We start from the raw sequence: 17527 nt of genomic DNA on the forward strand, positions 1-17527 counted from the left end.
GTAGAGGATAACAGCGCAACAGAGCCTGAGCTTGGTGAAGCAGACATTGAGGCAGAGCCAGTTGCAGAAGAAGACGAACTTGATGTAGCTGACATCGACAGTCTTATCGATGAAGCTGCAGAGGATAACAGCGTAGCAGAGCCTGAGCTTGGTGGTGCAGACGTTGAGGCAGAGCCAGTTGCAGAAGACGACGAACTTGATGTAGCTGACATCGACAGTCTGATTGATGAAGCTGCAGATGAAAACAGCGCAGCAGAGCCTGAGCTTGGTGATGCAGACGTTGAGCCAGAGCCAGTTGCAGAAGACGATGAGTTTGATTTTGGTGATATTGATAGTTTATTAGAGCAACCCACCGATGAAAAGTCTGAGCCTGAAGCTGGCATAACGCCTATTGAAGCAGAGGATGAGTTTGATTTAGGTGATATTGAAAGCTTAACGGATGAAGCGCATAGCACGCAGCTCAATGAAGCTCTTTCTGATTCGATGGAAGAGTTATCGAATGTAGAAGATGAACTTGATGTTGAAGATGTTGAATCGATAGCATCTAGTTTAGTTGATGAATTAGAAGCTGGATCAGAGCTTGCAGACACAGATGATGATTTATTTGCACAAACGAGTGAAGAATCAAGCGATGAGCTGCTCGACGAAGACGATTTATTAGAAGAATATGACGATCCTTCACTAAAAAGCGTTGATGATTTACTTAATGAATTACAGCAAGAAGATGATTACGTAGAGCCACCGCAATGGTCTGAAGTTGATGAACTTGATGATCAAATTGAGGAAGTTGAAATAGACTTGGGAGATGATCCGCTTGCGGATGAATTTGATTTAGCGTTAGAAGATGAGCCGCTAAGTGCAGATCCTGTGACACCGAGTCTGGAACTTGATGACTATCCTGAGCTTGAACTCAATGATGTAGAAAGTGAGGATAACGAGCCACTCGATGATGAATCTAATGCCGACATACCCGAGCTACAACTTAGTCAAGCAGAACAAGATCTGGCTAATGCAATGGCTGCAGGGCAAGATTTAGATAGTTTAGAGCAAGATTTTGACGATGAATTATTAATTGAAGATGAGTTACTTGCTGAAGATGAACCATTAAGCGAAGCGCCGCAGCCTAACGATACTCTTACGACTAATGACGATGTTAAAGAAGCTGCGACGGACACTGCAGATGCAGCACCGTTAGATAATGAAAAGCACAGTGCTGATCAAGTAACAGGCGACGATGAAGATGATTTGGCTGTCGAACTTGACGATCCCTTTGAGCAACCGCCAGCGCTTGATAGTAACTTAGATGCACAGCAAAATGATTTATCAGACGATCAGCTTGATGATGACTTTATGGCTGATCTTACGCAAACAGATTTTGATGCGTTATTAAGTGAGTTGGCAGAACCTGAGCCGTTAGATATTGATGATAGTAGTGATTTCGACGTTGATTTTAATGCACTGCTTAGTGAAGATCTTGCGGAACTTGAAGCGTTCTCAGCAACCGATGATATAGGCTTGGCGGAGCAAGTAGATGAAGAAATAACTGCGCCTACAAACGAAGACGAGATCACAGAAGAATTTGTAGATATTGATGCATTGATTGAGCAAAGTGATGATGCAAGTTTAGATCATGAACCTTATGATGATGTGAATATGGATGTCGGTTTGAGTGAGTTTGACGCTTTGTTAGCGGGTGATAATCCAACCGATGTTGATTTAGAAAGTGGTGGTTTTTCAGCTAAACTCGATTTGGCCCGTGCTTACATAGAAATTGGTGATATGGACTCTGCGCTGGATGTTATTGAAGAGGTTATTGCCAATGGCCCTGAAGAAGTGCAAGAAGAAGCGCTAAGTTTAAAAGCTAAATTAGTTTAAATACACATTTTAAAAAAGGGCATAAACGCGCGTTTATGCCCTTTTTTATTTTAAACTTGTTAGCCTGAAGAAAGACCGCGGCGCTTATTTGTAATGAGTTACTTTTATTAGATTGGCATATAGCATAAAATGCCCGTCCTTTAGCACAGTAGGTAAAGCAGTAATTATGCGAGTAGCACTTGGAGTTGAATACAACGGCGCCCGTTACAGTGGTTGGCAACGTCAATCGCATGTAAATAGCGTACAACAAGAAGTAGAAACCGCGCTTTCGCGTATTTGTAATCACCCAGTAGAAATCGTTTGTGCGGGTCGCACTGATGCTGGAGTTCATGGTACTGGCCAGGTTGTGCATTTTGATACCCACGCTGAACGCGATATGGTTGCATTTACTATGGGTATGAACACCTTGTTACCGAAAGATATTGCTATACGCTACGCAAAACCTGTGAGTGAAACTTTTCATGCTCGCTTTAGTGCTACTGCAAGGCGTTATCGTTACGTTATTTATAATAACTCCTTTCGAGGGGCGATATTAAGTGAGGGAGTGACACATTTTCATCACCCACTTGATGAAACTAAAATGCAACAAGCATGTCAGTACTTAATTGGTGAACATGATTTTACGTCGTTTCGCGCATTGCATTGCCAAGCTAATACCGCGACCCGCACCATTCATCATTTATCTGTTGCGCGCCAAGGCAACTATGTGGTCATCGATATAAAAGCAAATGCATTCTTACACCATATGGTACGTAATATCACCGGTTGCTTAATGGATATCGGTTTGCATAAACAGCAACCTGTGTGGCTTAAAGAGTTACTTGATTTAAAAGAGCGCGCTAAAGCCAGTGCCACAGCGAAGGCGGCAGGGTTATATTTAGTGGATGTCGATTATCCTGAGCAGTTTGAAATACCAGCAACGCCACTAGGTCCTTTATTTTTAGCTGATACTGGGGTTTAATTGACGATAATTTGACCGTGTTGACGCAGGCATTTCACTACTAAGACCAGTTTTTTATACCGCCTGTGTGTAATTCATGTTTTAATTGAAAAAATTTGTCTGCCAATAATGATTTGGCAGGAACGCAGCAAAGCACAGAATAGTATTAAGAGAGTTGCAAATGAGTTGGTTAGAAAAAATCCTACCTAAAACAACAAAGTCTTCGGCTCGTAAAGAGATACCTGAAGGTGTTTGGGCAAAATGTACAGATTGTGATTCGATTTTATATAAAGCGGAATTAGAAAAATCACTCAATGTATGCCCTAAATGCAATCACCACATGCGTGTCAGTGGCCGTAAACGTCTTGAACATTTTTTGGATGATGGCGACCGCCAAGAACTTGGCACACAGCACGAACCAAAAGATATTTTAAAGTTTAAAGACTCGAAAAAATATTCAGACCGTATCGCCGCCGCACAAAAATCAAGTGGCGAAAAAGACGCGTTAGTCGCGATGAAAGGGCGCTTAAAAGGCATTCCTGTTGCAGCAGTCGCATTTGAATTCTCATTTATGGGTGGTTCAATGGCATCGGTTGTTGGTGCGCGTTTTGTTGATGCTGTTGATCAGTGTTTGGAACATAATATGCCGCTAATTTGCTTTTCAGCGTCAGGTGGTGCACGTATGCAAGAAGCGCTTATGTCGCTGATGCAAATGGCTAAAACCAGTGCTGCACTTGCGAAAATGAGTGAGAAAGGTTTACCGTTTATTTCAGTAATGACCGATCCAACGATGGGCGGTGTATCAGCATCATTAGCCATGCTTGGCGATATCAATGTTGCAGAGCCAAAAGCCTTAATCGGTTTTGCGGGTCCTCGTGTTATTGAACAAACTGTGCGCGAGACCTTACCTGAAGGCTTCCAGCGCAGTGAATTCTTGTTAGAGCATGGTGCCATCGATATGATCATCGACCGCCGTGAAATGCGTGACACACTTGCACGTATACTCGCTAAATTTATGAACTTGCCTTCTACGGAACAAGAGCATAGAGTAGCGTAAATTTCAGCTTTACTGATCACACGCTATGACAAAAAACATTCCTAGCCAATCATCTAGTCTTGATGATTGGCTTTGTTATTTAGAAAGTGTTCACCCAGCAAATATTGCCATGGGGTTAGAACGCGTTGCTAAAGTTGCCAATACCATTGGTTTACTCGACACACCAAGTAAAATAATTCTCATTGCTGGCACCAACGGCAAAGGCACCACTGCCCGCTGTTTAGAAGCACTGCTGCTTGCCCAAGGTTATTCGGTTGGTACTTATGCATCTCCTCATTTAATTCAGTATAACGAACGCGTACGCATAAATGGCGCAGAGCTTGATGATCAATTTCATGTTGATGCGTTTGCCTTGCTCGAGCAGGGCCGTGGTGACACGCCGCTGACGTATTTTGAATATGGCACCTTAGGCGCACTGGCTATTTTTAAACGCCATAGCGTTGATTATGTGCTGTTAGAAGTGGGACTGGGCGGGCGCTACGATGCCACCAATATTGTTACTCCATTTGCCAGTGTGATCACCACTATCGATTTAGATCATAAAGAGTACCTTGGTGATACGCGGGAGCTTGTGGGTTATGATAAAGCAGGAATTTTCCGTACTGGCACCCCTGCTATTGTCGGCGATTTAAACATACCACACACAGTGACCGACTACGGTCATGAAATTAACGCGGTGATGCATTTATCTGGGCGAGATTTTATATTTAAAGAGCATGCGCAGAGTTTTAGTTGGCAGTATCAAGCTCATCACTTTGAGTTTGCTAAACCATCCATCCCATGCCAAAACGCGGCGACAGCGCTGACTACATTGGCGGTGCTAAACTTATTACCGAGTGAAGCAGTGATCCGCGATTGTTTAACTAATTTAGTGGTTGAAGGGCGCTTTCAGCAACTAAGCAGTGAGCCTATGGTCTATACTGATGTGGCGCATAATCCTGAATCGGCACGCTATTTAGCTAAAAAGTTAGCTCACCTGCAAGATCAAGGCTTTAAAGTTCATGCGTTAGTCGCTATGCTGGCTGACAAAGACAAAGTTGCGGTATTAAATGAAGTAAACTCGGTAGTTGATACATGGCATTTAGCTGGACTAAATTGCTTTCGTGGCGATAAAGTAGAGAACTTAGCTAAATCGATGAATAATGTGCAAACGCATGCGCCGATTGAGCAATATCAAAGTGTTGATGATGCGTTAGATACGGTGTTGCCACAGCTAGATGAGAAATCGATATTGATTGTATTTGGCTCCTTTTTTACCGTAGCAGCTGCCATTAATTATTGGAAAAAATAGAGAGGAATCTGGTGAACTCAGGCTTTATAAATCGTTTAGTCGGCACAACTATTGTGGTGATTGCAGCTATCGTGTTTATTCCTAACATTCTTGATGGCGAAAAAGTACATTACAAAGAAGGCTTTAAAGCCATTCCTGAACGTCCTGAGTTCAAAACTATCGATCTCCAAGACGCGATAGATGATCAAGTGGCCAACGCTCAGCAGCCAAAAGCAGAAGCTGAGGAAGATATATCAGCAGATGACGAACTGCTCACCAGTGCTGCTGAAATAGTTGTAGAAACAACGCCCGCAGAGCAGAAAATTGTTGAAGCATCAACTAATCAAGCAGCTGCCACAGCAAAACCTCAAGCTGCTGAAAAGCAACCAGAACCAGTACGTAAGCCGGAAGAAAATTTATCGAAAATGGCGTATGTTATTCAGCTGGGTAGCTTTTCACACGCCGCTAACGTTAAATCGTTACAAGCGAAACTCAGTGATAAAGGTTTTAAAACCTTTACTCGTCCAGTTAAAACACCCAATGGCACTTTAACCAAAGTTTTTGTGGGTCCGTCGCTTAATAAGGCGGAGCTTGAGAGCAAACTCCCTGAATTAAAAGCGCTTACTAAACTCAATGGTAAAGTTACCCAATTTGAAGTAACAAAATGATCTGGCATTTAGTGTCGACCTCTTATAGAATGCGCCCCAAATTAACGACTAGTTGGTTCATATGATCTGGGTTGATTACGCCATACTTGGCATTATTGCACTGTCTACTATTATCGGTTTAATTCGTGGCTTTATAAAAGAAGCAATGTCTTTGGCCGTGTGGGCTGGCGCATTTATCATCTCTAGTTTATTTTACCAATATTTAGCTTCCTTCCTAACCAGTATTTCTGAACCCCTTTTAAGAAATGCAGCGGCCATTGCCATATTATTCTTTGCGACGCTATTGTTAGGCGGATTGTTAAACTACCTGCTGGGTGAGCTGGTACATCGTACTGGTTTATCTGGCACTGACCGTGTCTTTGGCATTGTCTTTGGTGCACTTCGTGGCGTGTTGGTCGTGAGCGCGTTACTCTTCTTTCTTGATGCTTTTACTGGTGCACCCAATACGCACTGGTGGGGCAACTCTATTTTGATCCCAGAATTTGGCTTTGTTGTTGAGTGGTTTTTTTCATACCTCGAAAACAATTCAAGCTTTTTAAATTCGGTCAACCGTTAATCGGCGAGGAAAAATTTCATGTGTGGTATCGTTGGAATAGTCGGAACATCTCCTGTAAACCAGGCGATTTATGATGGCTTAACTGTTTTGCAACACCGTGGCCAAGATGCTGCGGGCATCATTACCATTGAAAACAACACCTTTAGTTTACGTAAAGCGAATGGCTTAGTGAAAGATGTATTTCACACCCGCCATATGAAGCGCTTACAAGGCACTATTGGTATCGGTCATGTACGCTATCCGACCGCTGGTTCATCTAGCTCGTCAGAAGCACAGCCGTTTTATGTTAACTCACCGTTCGGTATTGCTTTAGCACACAATGGTAACTTAACCAATGCAGAAGCGCTTAAGCAGCAATTATTCTGTGAAGCACGTCGCCATGTTAACACAACCTCTGATTCAGAGATTTTACTTAACGTTTTAGCGCATGAATTCAGCAAACCAAACAAGCTAAAGCTTGACCCTGAAGATATTTTTAACGGCATTACTGAAGTTATAAATAAAGTTCAAGGCGGCTATGCCACCATTGCGATGGTTATTGGCCATGGTATTGTTGCGTTTCGCGATCCTAACGGCATTCGTCCATTAGTATTTGGTAAGCGTGAAACAGCGCATGGTACTGAATATATGTTTGCCTCTGAAAGCGTTGCACTAAAAACCGACGGTTTTGAGTTTGTCCGTGATGTAGCCCCTGGTGAAGCAATTTACGTGACTGAAGCAGGCGAGTTCTTCTCGCAAACATGTGCAGATAAAGCCTCTTACTCACCGTGCATTTTTGAGTTTGTGTATTTTGCGCGTCCTGATTCAAATATTGACCGCATGTCTGTTTACGCCACACGCGTTAATATGGGTACTAAATTAGGCGAAAAAATTGCTCGTGAATGGGCTGATAAAGACATTGATGTGGTTATTCCAATCCCTGAAACATCCTGTGATGTAGCACTGGAAATTGCCCGTGTACTTGATTTACCGTACCGCCAAGGCTTTGTTAAAAACCGTTATATTGGCCGTACGTTTATCATGCCTGGCCAAGAAATGCGTAAAAAGTCAGTGCGTCAAAAGCTTAATGCGATTGACCGCGAGTTTAAGGGTAAAAACGTATTGTTAGTGGATGATTCAATTGTCCGTGGTACTACATCTGCTCAAATCGTTGAAATGGCACGTGAATCAGGCGCTAAAAACGTTTATTTTGCCTCTGCGGCACCAGAAATTCGCTTTCCGAATGTGTATGGTATCGATATGCCATCAGCTGCTGAATTAATTGCTCATGGTCGTGAAGTTGAAGACATTAATACAAGTATTGGTGCCGATGGTTTGATCTTCCAGTCATTGCCTGACTTGATTGCTGCAGTATCACAAGAAAATCCAGAGATCACGCGATTTGAAACGTCAGTATTTGATGGCCAATATATTACTGGCGGAATTGACCAAGATTATTTAAATCGTATCGAACAACTACGTAATGACTCAGCAAAAAGCAGCCGTGAAAGTGCCATGTCTTCTGGTTTAGAGTTACATAACCAAGAAGAAAACGGCTCAGATTAACAGACTAGTTTAATTCTGTAGAGATAAAAAAAGGAGCTAAATTAAGCTCCTTTTTTGTGAAGGAAAGAAAATAATAACACTACTTTTTACTATATTTTACAGCTGCTAACGTGGAACTAGAAATTATGTAAAGCTAGGACTTACGATACCATTGGTCCATAATATGGCGGTGACAGCTAAAATAATCACCAATAAAATCAATCCACAGGTCACTACTGAGCTTGCATAAATAAAGCCGCGCTCCTGTGGTATATGCATTAAAATTGGCACTCCGGTATATAGTAAATAAACTGAATAGGCTAAGGCAACCATACCTGCACAGACTACAAACCATAACTCTGGCCAAAATGCTGCTAATGCAGACATAAACACGGGTGTTGAAGTATAGGCGGCAAGCTCTAAGGTTTGGGTAAATGTAGGCTTTGCACCAAAAGTGACCGCCATCCAATGCGCTAAATAAGCCAGTGCAAATACACCAACAATGAGAGCTGCATACATAGCTGCTGCAATCAATATTGCACTATCGTGAGTTAAAAATACTGGATTACCAGCGCCAATACTCCAGCCTAAATAAACTGAAGAATAGTAGCCCATAACAGCAGGAAATAACGCTATCAGTAAGATATGCGAAAGACTATAGGTTAAACTTTCGTGACGGTTATCTATTGTTTGCCACTCTTCGAGTGGGTGAGCATAAATGCCCCATAAATGGTTTAGTATCATAATGTGTGCCCCATAAAAAGGAAGTAAACGCTGTTTTATTTTTATACAGCTTGCATTAAGTTATGGTTCAGTAATGGGGGCTTGTCAAGCAATCGTAATTTGAAAAATATTACTTACAGCGACACTAAAACATGGCTTGGTTTTATTCTCTCGATGGTTTCGTGGTAAAATAATTGCTCGATGAATTTAACTTTAAATGAGCAGTCTAACCCGTGTCATACAGCCAACTTTTACAACCAATCAATGAGTTTCTGACATGTGAAACACCTCAAGCATGGATTGATGAAGCCGTTAAAACAGAAAACCTCGCGGTTATTTTAATTGATCATCTTATTTGTGAGCTTAAAGCCGCGCAGTCGGCAATGTTTTTAATTCGTAAATACGCGGTTGATAAAGACAGTAGCGATGCCTTGCTTGAGTGGCTAAAACCGTTTGAAGCACTGATTTACAAACGTGAAGGCAATTGGCGCGATCTTGCGGCGAAAAATAAACTGACTAAAGCAGTGATCCCAAAATCCGACTCAGCTTATGGACAAGATTTGGTTGATAAAATGGTGATGCTGATCAAAGAAGAGCTGCACCACTTTTATCAAGTATTAGAAATTATGGATGAGTACGGTGTTGAGTATCAAAGTATTACGCCATGTCGCTATGCAAAGGGTATGCTCAGACATGTAAAAACCTTTGAGCCTGATGCCTTAGTAGATAAACTCATAGTGGGTGCTTACATCGAAGCACGCTCGTGTGAGCGTTTTGCCGCGCTTGCTCCGCATGTTGATAAGCGCTTAGGGGATTTTTATATTTCTTTATTGCGCTCTGAAGCACGCCACTATCAAGATTACTTAACCTTGGCTCAAGACATTGCCGATTTTGATATTAGTGAACGGGTTAAAGAGTTTGGTGAAATTGAAGCACAGCTAATTACATCTTTTGATGACGATTTTAAGTTCCACAGTGGCATGCCGATAAATAAAAGTGCTTAACCAGTATAGTGATCCGCTACAGCTTTATTAAACGATGCTGTAGCAGCTATATTACTATTAAAAGTGTTTTTAAATTAGACACATCAAAAACTCTCTCCTAATATTTAAAGTAAGTTAAATTTTGCCTTATCAGTTATTTTATTGCTTAGCGATCCATTGTAAATGGACGTTGTTCTACTTGAAAAATTACTAACGCTGTTAGCGCTTTATTTAGCCCGCTAGAATGGTTAAGTATTTAAGTCGATTGGTATTCTAACTATTACTATTTTAGTGAGCATATATGGTTGAAAAAGAAGGGGTAATTGTATTTTCTGCTGAGGAAAAGTTAGCAAATAACGATCTTAAAGTATGGAAAATTTTAACCGTTGAGGATGATCTCGATTATCAACACGCATTAGTTAATAGCTTAAAAGGATTAAAGGCCAATGAGGGCTACAAGTATCAGCTATTTACAGCTAACTCAGTACTTGAAGCTGCCCTTACCTTAAGTATGCACCCAGATATAGCCCTTATTTTTATTGATGTGGTTATGGAAGAGGATGACTCAGGGCTGCGCTTAGTCAATACCATTAGAGAAGTGATTGGTAACGCAGAAATGCGTATAGTACTTTTAACTGGGCAGTCTGGCTTTGCTCCCGGAATCGATGTCATGAAAATGCTTGATATTGATGAGTGCTGGAATAAGTCTGATATTTCAGCGCAACAGCTTGAATCAATCGTTAATAATAATATGCGAACCTGGCAATATATTTCGCAAATAAAAGCCGCTAAACAAGGATTGCAACTTGTGCTTGATGCATCAAGGAGCATTAATAGCAAACATGATATGGGCTCATACTCTGCTGCCGTGTTGCAGGAATTAAGTAATATTTTAAAAATATCGGAAGGAGGCGGGATCCTTTGCTCCAGCAACCTTGATAAAGGCTCTGATGCAGTGATTCTAACGACTAACGGTTGCTTTAATTGTATAAAAGGGCAAAAAGTAGATAGCAACTTACTGGCCGATATGTACGACGACTTCCAGCTAGCCATCAAAGAAAAGCGTCATGTATTTGCAAAGCAGCATAGCATCTTTTTTTTTGAAGCAACCATAGTTGAAGGCATTGACTATATTACTCTTGTAAAATCAGACAACCCTATTAGTGAAGGAAACGAGTATTTATTAAAGGTATTTAGTGAAAATGTGAGTAGCGGGTTTGCTAATATTTCATTATTAAATAGGTTAACGGAGCTTGCCTATACCGATGTTTCATTAAACTTACAAAATAGAAACTGGTTAACTCGTGAAATTAAAAATATGAACGTGTATGAGCAATCAAAGATGCGTTTGATTATTTTTGATATTTATCAGTTTGATGAAAAAGCATTTACCTTTGGTTATGATTTTTGTAAAAAAATTATAAAACTCGTACATAAAAGTATTGTGGATGTTTTTTCGATACATGACCCCAGAGTCGCGATTATTAGTAATCGTAGCTTTGGTATGCTGATCAACATTGACTTTGATATTGCTGATGACATTACCCGTTTTCATAATAAGCAAAAGTACGAAATTGAAAATGTTAAGCAATTTATTGACGTGAGAGTGTTGGAGCTGAAACTTAACTGTGCATTAAATATTACTCCCGAAAAAATAATTAGCCTAGCTGAATCAAGCTTAAATTACATGCAAGTAACTCAAGCGAAGTATATTTTACATACAGATGAGAAAACAATTGCAATAACAAGACGTTATGAGTTTATGGCGCGTTTGAGAACGGCTATTAGTACTAAAGAGCTACGGATTGCATTGCAGCCTAAAATGTCTTTGAAAACGTTGCGACCAGTTGGTTTTGAAGCGCTTGCAAGATGGCAGTTAGCTGATGGCAGTTTTGTTGATCCTGAGGAATTTATAGAGCTTGCAGAAACTGCAGGTTTAATTAATGAACTAGATAATGTTATTTTTGAAAAAATACTTCAAACCATTAATCAACTTAAATGCCGCGGCATAAATTTACCTATTGCGTTTAACGCGTCATCTTATGACTTGATAGAGCCTTCTTACTTTGAGTCTATCAAGAGCCGGATTGAGGAATATAATGTATCTGCCTCTATGCTGGAACTTGAAGTGACAGAAACCCAAGCGATCAGTAACTATAATTTTATTAAAGAGGCTTTATTACGGTTTATGGACTTGGGTATTAAAGTGAGTATTGATGACTTTGGTACGGGTTATTCGTCGTTAGCGCATATTAATCAAATACCGTCGAATGCGATAAAAATTGATCGCTATTTTGTCAGCAACCTTGAGCATAATTTAAATAATCAGTATATGATCAAAATGATCATTAGTCTGGCAAAGCAATTTGATTTTACAATTGTAGCCGAGGGTGTTGAAAACGAGTTTGAGGTGCAATGGTTAAAACAAGCTGGTTGTGAAATGGCTCAAGGTTATTTTTTTTCAAAACCACTATTTTATGATGATTTACTGATCTGGTTAGCACAGTTTGATAATGTAAATGATTAAAAAATAAATTATTTACAGCGATGGCAAAAGCGTGCATATAAAGTCGCGGTTTCTTAACGTTTTAAAAATTGCAGGTATTGTTCAATGCTAGTCTCTGAGAAGCCATGACGCAGAAGGACTTGCGCGGCTTCACCATTATTAATAATGGTATTTAAACCGTTTTCTAATTGTATTAATTGTTGCTCGCTATGCGCTGCAGATTTGGCAAAAATAATATATAGGTGATGGGATCCTAAATGAGGAGAAATATATACGATTGCCTGTCCTGCTTGCAATTGTGGATGATTGTTTAACCAGTACTCACCAACTTGTTTGGTGCCAGCGACTAAATCAACGCGGCCAAGCTGTAACACGTATAAGCTACTGATCAAGTCATCAGTAACTGTAATGGCTAAATTGTGCTCACTACTAAACCCATCGCTAACTATATAATTACTGCCTTTACTTATGCTGTATGGCTGCAATGAAGTTAAATTACCATCGTAATTTATTTGGCTACTTTTTCGTTTAAATAATCCCGTAAATGAATTGGCTAGCGGTCGTGAGTAGTGGAATATTTTTTCTCGCTCGGCGCTAAAATAAGCCCCTAAAAGAGCTGTTCGCTTATTTTTTTCAAGTAACCTTATTGCGCGAGCCCAAGTTGTAAACTCAATAGTGGCTTCAATATCTTGGCTTGCTAATGCGCTAACAACAATGTCAGCTAACCAACCTTGTTGTGGCAGCTGATCAGAAAAATAGGGAGGGAAGGGCTCAGTTACAAAAAGCCATTTATCTTGGCTGTATGTCTGGCTTACGTAAAGTAAAAAAATAACAATAAGAGATAATTTAAGCATTGCGATCAGTACTAAAAAATGATCAATATTATAAGCGTAGACAACATTTTATATTTGTGCGAATGGCTCACTTACTAGTTCTTGTGTCTGCGCGGTAACCACTAAATAAGAACCTTGCGTATACCAATCACCCAACACTGTGCGAGTAAGTGTTTGCTTACCTACTTGATATTGATGCACGTTAGGGCGATGAGTATGACCATGGATCATATTTTGCACTTGGTGTTTGGCAAAAACATCAAGCACCGCCTGCTCGGTAACATCTAATATTTCAAGTGCTTTACCAGTTTGATTTTGTTTTGATTTCTCACGGGCGTTTTGCGCCACTTTGCGACGATACCATAACGGCATTGCAAGCATTAATCTTGGCCACCACCAACTGCGGCCTTTTTTACGAAACTTTTGGTATTCAATATCTTGTGTGCACATTTCATCGCCATGCAAGATGACGGTAGGAGTGCCATATAAGTCAATTACTAGCTGTTCAGGTAATAAAACCATTCCTGCTTGTTTGGCGTATTTATCGCGCATAATGAAATCACGATTGCCATGCACAAAATATACTGGAGTGCCATTATCACTAACTACTTTTAAATGCTTTGCAACTTCAGTTGAAAGTGCAGTTACATAATCATCACCTACCCATACTTCAAAAAAATCACCGAGTATATATAGCGCGTCTACATCCTTATTAATAATATGGGTGTCTAAAAACTGATAAAAAGCTGCACTGATATCCGGGCGATTTTCACTTAAATGGAGGTCGGCAATAAAGTAGGTTTGGCGAGTCATAGGAGGTCTTTTAAAAAATAAATAAGGCGGGTATATACGCATAGCATAAATACCCGCTCAAACGCCACGTTACGTGGGTAAGCGTGCTATTAGTTTACAGTTACGCTTGTGATGATAACGTCATCAAGTGGTACGTCTTGATGAAAGCCGGTGCTACCTGTAGCAACGGCTTTAATTTTTTCTACTACGTCCATGCCTTCAACAACTTCAGCAAATACACAGTAACCCCAGCCTTGAGATGTTTCGCTGCTGAAGTTTAAAAAGTCATTGTTATTCACGTTAATGAAAAACTGCGCGGTTGCTGAATGTGGATCAGGAGTACGTGCCATAGCAAGTGTACCAATCTTATTAGAAAGGCCATTGTTTGCTTCATTTTGAATAGGATCATGCACTTCTTTTTGAATCATACCAGGCTCAAAACCACCGCCTTGTACCATGAAACCATCAATCACACGGTGAAAAATAGTGCCGTCGTAAAAGCCTGCGTTTGCATACTGTAAAAAGTTTTTAACTGTGTTTGGCGCATCTTCTTTGTGCATGTTAATGGTGATATCACCAAAATTTGTGTGTAGAACAACCATGTGGTTTCCTATTAGCTGATTTATTTGCCGCTATTTTATCTTAGTTAGCTAAGATTAACAAAGTGCTTATTCAATTGATAAAGCGCTAGAGCAGGGGCTTTTCAAGTGTTAACATAGCGATTCAAGTAAATAGTCAAGGACTTAAAATAAATGGTAAATATATACAACACACTCACGCGTCAAAAAGAGCAATTTAAACCTATGGTCGACGGCAAGATCGACATGTATGTGTGTGGTATCACCATTTATGATTATTGTCACATTGGTCATGCCCGTACATTTGTAAGCTTTGACGTGATTGTCCGTTACCTGCGTCACATAGGTTATGATGTAAAGTATGTGCGCAATATCACCGATGTAGACGACAAAATCATCAAACGTGCCAATGAAAACGGTGAAGCAATCAACGATTTAACCGTACGTATGACCAAAGCAATGCATGAAGATTTTGATAGCCTAAACATGCTGCGCCCTGATATTGAACCGACCGTTACCGGCCATATGGATGAAATTATCGAAATGGTTGAGCGCCTCGTTACTAAAGGTCATGCTTACGTTGCTGCTGACGGTGATGTACTGTTTGATGTATCGACCTTTGAGCAGTACGGTGCATTGTCACAGCAAGATTTAACTATGCTGCAAGCCGGCTCGCGTGTTGAAGTGGCACAGGACAAAGATGATCCACTTGATTTTGTATTGTGGAAAAAAGCCAAAGCGGGTGAGCCATCGTGGTCATCACCGTGGGGCGAAGGCCGTCCAGGCTGGCATATCGAATGTTCGGCAATGAGTTCAAAGCACCTTGGTGAGCACTTTGATATTCATGGCGGTGGTTCAGATTTACAGTTTCCACATCATGAAAATGAAATCGCGCAATCATGCTGTGCCAATAACGGTAAGTACGTCAATACCTGGATCCATACCGGTATGGTGCAAGTGAATAAAGAAAAAATGTCTAAATCATTAGATAACTTTTTTACCGTGCGCGATGTACTCAAAGAGTATGACGCTGAATCAGTACGCTACTTTTTGATTTCTGGCCATTATCGTAGCCAACTAAATTACTCGCAAGAGAACTTAGATCAAGCACGTTCGTCGCTTGAGCGTATTTATACGGCACTTCGTGGTGTTGAACCTATCAGTTGTGATTTAGCAACAAATGAACATGTGACTAAATTTAGAAAAGCCATGAATGATGACTTTAATACACCAGAAGCATTACCTGTGCTATTTGAATTAGCGAAAGAGCTGAACCGTGTAAAAGACGCTGATGCTGAGCAAGCCGGTAAGTTAGCATTTGTACTGCGTAGCCTTGGTGAAGTATTAGGCGTTGCACAACAAGCACCAGAGGCCTTCTTACAAGGTGGGCAAGCAGATGACGAAGTTGCCCACATTGAAGCATTAATCGTTAAGCGTAATGAAGCGCGCGCTAGTAAAGATTGGCCTGCTGCCGATGAAGCGCGTGATGCACTGAATGCACTGGGGGTGATACTGGAAGATTCAGCCGGTAAAACAACCTGGCGTAAAGCGTAATATTAGCAATTTGCATTTAAAACAGGTTGTTATTTAAAAGGTTGCCAAATTGGCAACCTTTTTGTTTTTTGTCTATTGACCTCAGCTTAACTTGAGGTTTTATGTTTGCATTTCTTAATTTTTTAAAGGAATGAGATGAATATTTTACTTGCCATGATCCCCGCTTTTTTATGGGGCACAACTTATGCGGTGACTAAATATGCCACCCCAGATTGGCCGCCGATTTTACTTGGCGCGATCCGCGCATTACCCGCAGGTATATTATTATGGTTTATTAAGCCATCTTGGCCAAAGCGTGAGCAATGGCGAGGTTTGATAGTATTAGCGTCAGTAAATATTACGCTGTTCTTTAGTTTTATTTTTGTGCTGGCGGTTAATTTACCCGCAGCGATAGCGGGGGTGGGTATGGTATCTGTCCCTGTTGTTGCACTTTTATATGCATGGCTTATTAAAGGACAGCGCCCAGCACTGATACAGTCACTCTGTGCTTTGGTATTAGTGCTATTAGCTTGGCGTCTATTCGATCCTCAGCATGTAGAATTAAACTTACTGGGTATTTTTGCTCTATTTGGCGCTTTATTGACAATCGTGCTAGGCAGTACTTTAGTGCAAAAAATCACTGTACATATCCATTGGTGGACTGTTCTTACTTGGCAATTGCTCATTGGCGGTGTGTTGTTGGCTGCGGCCGCAGCGGTACAAGGCTATGTTATTGCCCCAGATGCATATCATGCGCTAAGTCGAACATTCACAGCAAGCCAATGGGTGGTGCTCTTTTGGTTGGTGGTGCCCAATACCGCGATTGCCTATACGCTCTATGTTTGGCTGCTTGGGCGAATGACAGTGGTTGAATTTACATTCGGTACAATCGCTAACCCAATTGCAGGGATCATGTGCGCTGTGGTGTTACTGGGCGAGCAATATCAACCGTGGCAATACACGCTCATGATATTAATGATTTTCTTCTCTGTGCTACCACAATTATTAAGGCTAACACAGCGATGGCGCTCAGTTAAAGTGACGTAACTAAGTTAACAAAAAAGGGTTGCTAAACAGCAACCCTTTTCACATAAATAGCAGCAAAAATTGATAGCCTATTAGCTATGGTATTTTTCACAGGCTTCAAGGGTATTTTCAATCAAGCTTGCCACTGTCATTGGGCCCACGCCACCTGGCACAGGTGTAATAAAGTGTGCTTTTTGTTCAGCAACATCGTATTGCACATCACCAACAAGTTTGCCGCTATCTAAGCGATTGATGCCCACATCAATGACTATCGCGCCTTCTTTAACCCAATCACCTGGAATAAATTCAGGTTTGCCAACCGCGACTACCAGTAAGTCAGCACGACGTACATGAGTTTCTAAATCTTGGGTAAATTTATGGCATACCGTGGTAGTGCAACCGGCAAGTAATAGTTCAAGTGCCATTGGGCGACCAACAATATTAGAAGCACCTACCACAACGGCATGCATACCTTTGTATTTTACGCCGGTTGAATTGAGTAGCGTTATGATCCCCTTTGGTGTGCACGGGCGAAGGGCTGGCATACGCTACTCAATTCAACCGGCGTAAAATACAAAGGGATGCATGCCGTTGTGGTAGGTGCTTCTAATATTGTTGGTCGCCCAATGGCACTTGAACTATTACTTGCCGGTTGCACTACCA

At 41.0% G+C, this 17527-nt stretch carries 16 protein-coding genes and 1 pseudogene; 12 read left to right on the forward strand and 5 right to left on the reverse strand.

The window, feature by feature from the left end:
* The 7 genes from ENH88_RS17160 to purF form a co-directional block, all read left to right on the forward strand.
* Positions 1–1875 (forward strand): FimV/HubP family polar landmark protein (locus ENH88_RS17160; protein ID WP_304184070.1); only part of this gene is annotated, 1875 nt, incomplete at its 5' end.
* 166 nt (positions 1876–2041) lie between these two features.
* Positions 2042–2836, forward strand: coding sequence for a tRNA pseudouridine(38-40) synthase TruA (gene truA, locus ENH88_RS17165; RefSeq protein WP_304184073.1), 795 nt, complete (start codon positions 2042–2044; stop codon positions 2834–2836).
* A 160-nt stretch (positions 2837–2996) separates the two neighbouring features.
* Positions 2997–3872 carry an acetyl-CoA carboxylase, carboxyltransferase subunit beta gene (gene accD, locus ENH88_RS17170; RefSeq protein WP_304184075.1) on the forward strand — a complete coding sequence of 292 codons (876 nt, stop codon included), beginning with the start codon at positions 2997–2999 and terminating at the stop codon, positions 3870–3872.
* A 25-nt stretch (positions 3873–3897) separates the two neighbouring features.
* Positions 3898–5163, forward strand: coding sequence for a bifunctional tetrahydrofolate synthase/dihydrofolate synthase (gene folC, locus ENH88_RS17175; protein WP_304184076.1), 1266 nt, complete (start codon positions 3898–3900; stop codon positions 5161–5163).
* An 11-nt stretch (positions 5164–5174) separates the two neighbouring features.
* Positions 5175–5810 carry an SPOR domain-containing protein gene (locus ENH88_RS17180; RefSeq protein WP_304184077.1) on the forward strand — a complete coding sequence of 212 codons (636 nt, stop codon included), beginning with the start codon at positions 5175–5177 and terminating at the stop codon, positions 5808–5810.
* 61 nt (positions 5811–5871) lie between these two features.
* Positions 5872–6366, forward strand: coding sequence for a CvpA family protein (locus ENH88_RS17185; RefSeq protein WP_016710222.1), 495 nt, complete (start codon positions 5872–5874; stop codon positions 6364–6366).
* Between the two features lie 18 nt (positions 6367–6384).
* A complete protein-coding gene (gene purF / locus ENH88_RS17190; protein ID WP_304184079.1) occupies positions 6385–7911 on the forward strand; it encodes an amidophosphoribosyltransferase in 1527 nt (508 codons plus the stop codon).
* Positions 7912–8034: 123 nt separating this feature from the next.
* Here purF and ENH88_RS17195 read toward each other — a convergent pair whose 3' ends face one another.
* Positions 8035–8634, reverse strand: coding sequence for a Yip1 family protein (locus tag ENH88_RS17195; protein ID WP_304184081.1), 600 nt, complete (start codon positions 8632–8634; stop codon positions 8035–8037).
* A gap of 212 nt (positions 8635–8846) precedes the next feature.
* Here ENH88_RS17195 and miaE point away from each other — a divergent pair, with 212 nt between their 5' ends.
* Positions 8847–9617 (forward strand): tRNA isopentenyl-2-thiomethyl-A-37 hydroxylase MiaE, encoded by a 771-nt coding sequence (miaE, locus tag ENH88_RS17200; RefSeq protein ID WP_304184083.1) that lies wholly within the window; start codon positions 8847–8849, stop codon positions 9615–9617.
* 280 nt (positions 9618–9897) lie between these two features.
* Positions 9898–12123: an EAL domain-containing response regulator gene (locus ENH88_RS17205; RefSeq protein ID WP_304184085.1), complete on the forward strand. Its 2226-nt coding sequence runs from the start codon at positions 9898–9900 to the stop codon at positions 12121–12123.
* Positions 12124–12176: 53 nt separating this feature from the next.
* Here ENH88_RS17205 and ENH88_RS17210 read toward each other — a convergent pair whose 3' ends face one another.
* From ENH88_RS17210 to ENH88_RS17220, 3 genes are all read right to left on the reverse strand, one after another.
* Positions 12177–12956, reverse strand: a complete 780-nt coding sequence (locus tag ENH88_RS17210) for a substrate-binding periplasmic protein (RefSeq protein WP_304184088.1) — start codon at positions 12954–12956, stop codon at positions 12177–12179.
* A gap of 48 nt (positions 12957–13004) precedes the next feature.
* On the reverse strand, positions 13005–13748 hold the full coding sequence (locus ENH88_RS17215) for a UDP-2,3-diacylglucosamine diphosphatase (RefSeq protein ID WP_304184090.1): 744 nt from the start codon (positions 13746–13748) through the stop codon (positions 13005–13007).
* Positions 13749–13837: 89 nt separating this feature from the next.
* A complete protein-coding gene (locus ENH88_RS17220; protein WP_304184093.1) occupies positions 13838–14329 on the reverse strand; it encodes a peptidylprolyl isomerase in 492 nt (163 codons plus the stop codon).
* 150 nt (positions 14330–14479) lie between these two features.
* On the opposite strand from ENH88_RS17220, the gene cysS reads away from it, so the two are divergent.
* Together cysS and ENH88_RS17230 are read left to right on the forward strand one after the other, a co-directional pair.
* Positions 14480–15859, forward strand: a complete 1380-nt coding sequence (gene cysS / locus ENH88_RS17225; protein WP_304184095.1) for a cysteine--tRNA ligase — start codon at positions 14480–14482, stop codon at positions 15857–15859.
* A gap of 135 nt (positions 15860–15994) precedes the next feature.
* Positions 15995–16885, forward strand: coding sequence for a DMT family transporter (locus tag ENH88_RS17230; protein WP_304184098.1), 891 nt, complete (start codon positions 15995–15997; stop codon positions 16883–16885).
* Positions 16886–16956: 71 nt separating this feature from the next.
* Here ENH88_RS17230 and ENH88_RS17235 read toward each other — a convergent pair.
* Positions 16957–17412, reverse strand: a pseudogene (locus ENH88_RS17235) (bifunctional methylenetetrahydrofolate dehydrogenase/methenyltetrahydrofolate cyclohydrolase); the annotation flags it as partial.
* 33 nt (positions 17413–17445) lie between these two features.
* Between ENH88_RS17235 and ENH88_RS23220 the strand changes: the two are divergent.
* Positions 17446–17527 (forward strand): hypothetical protein (locus ENH88_RS23220; protein ID WP_414704855.1); only part of this gene is annotated, 82 nt, incomplete at its 3' end.

The organism is Pseudoalteromonas prydzensis (assembly GCF_011050055.1).
Lineage (GTDB): Bacteria > Pseudomonadota > Gammaproteobacteria > Enterobacterales > Alteromonadaceae > Pseudoalteromonas > Pseudoalteromonas prydzensis_A.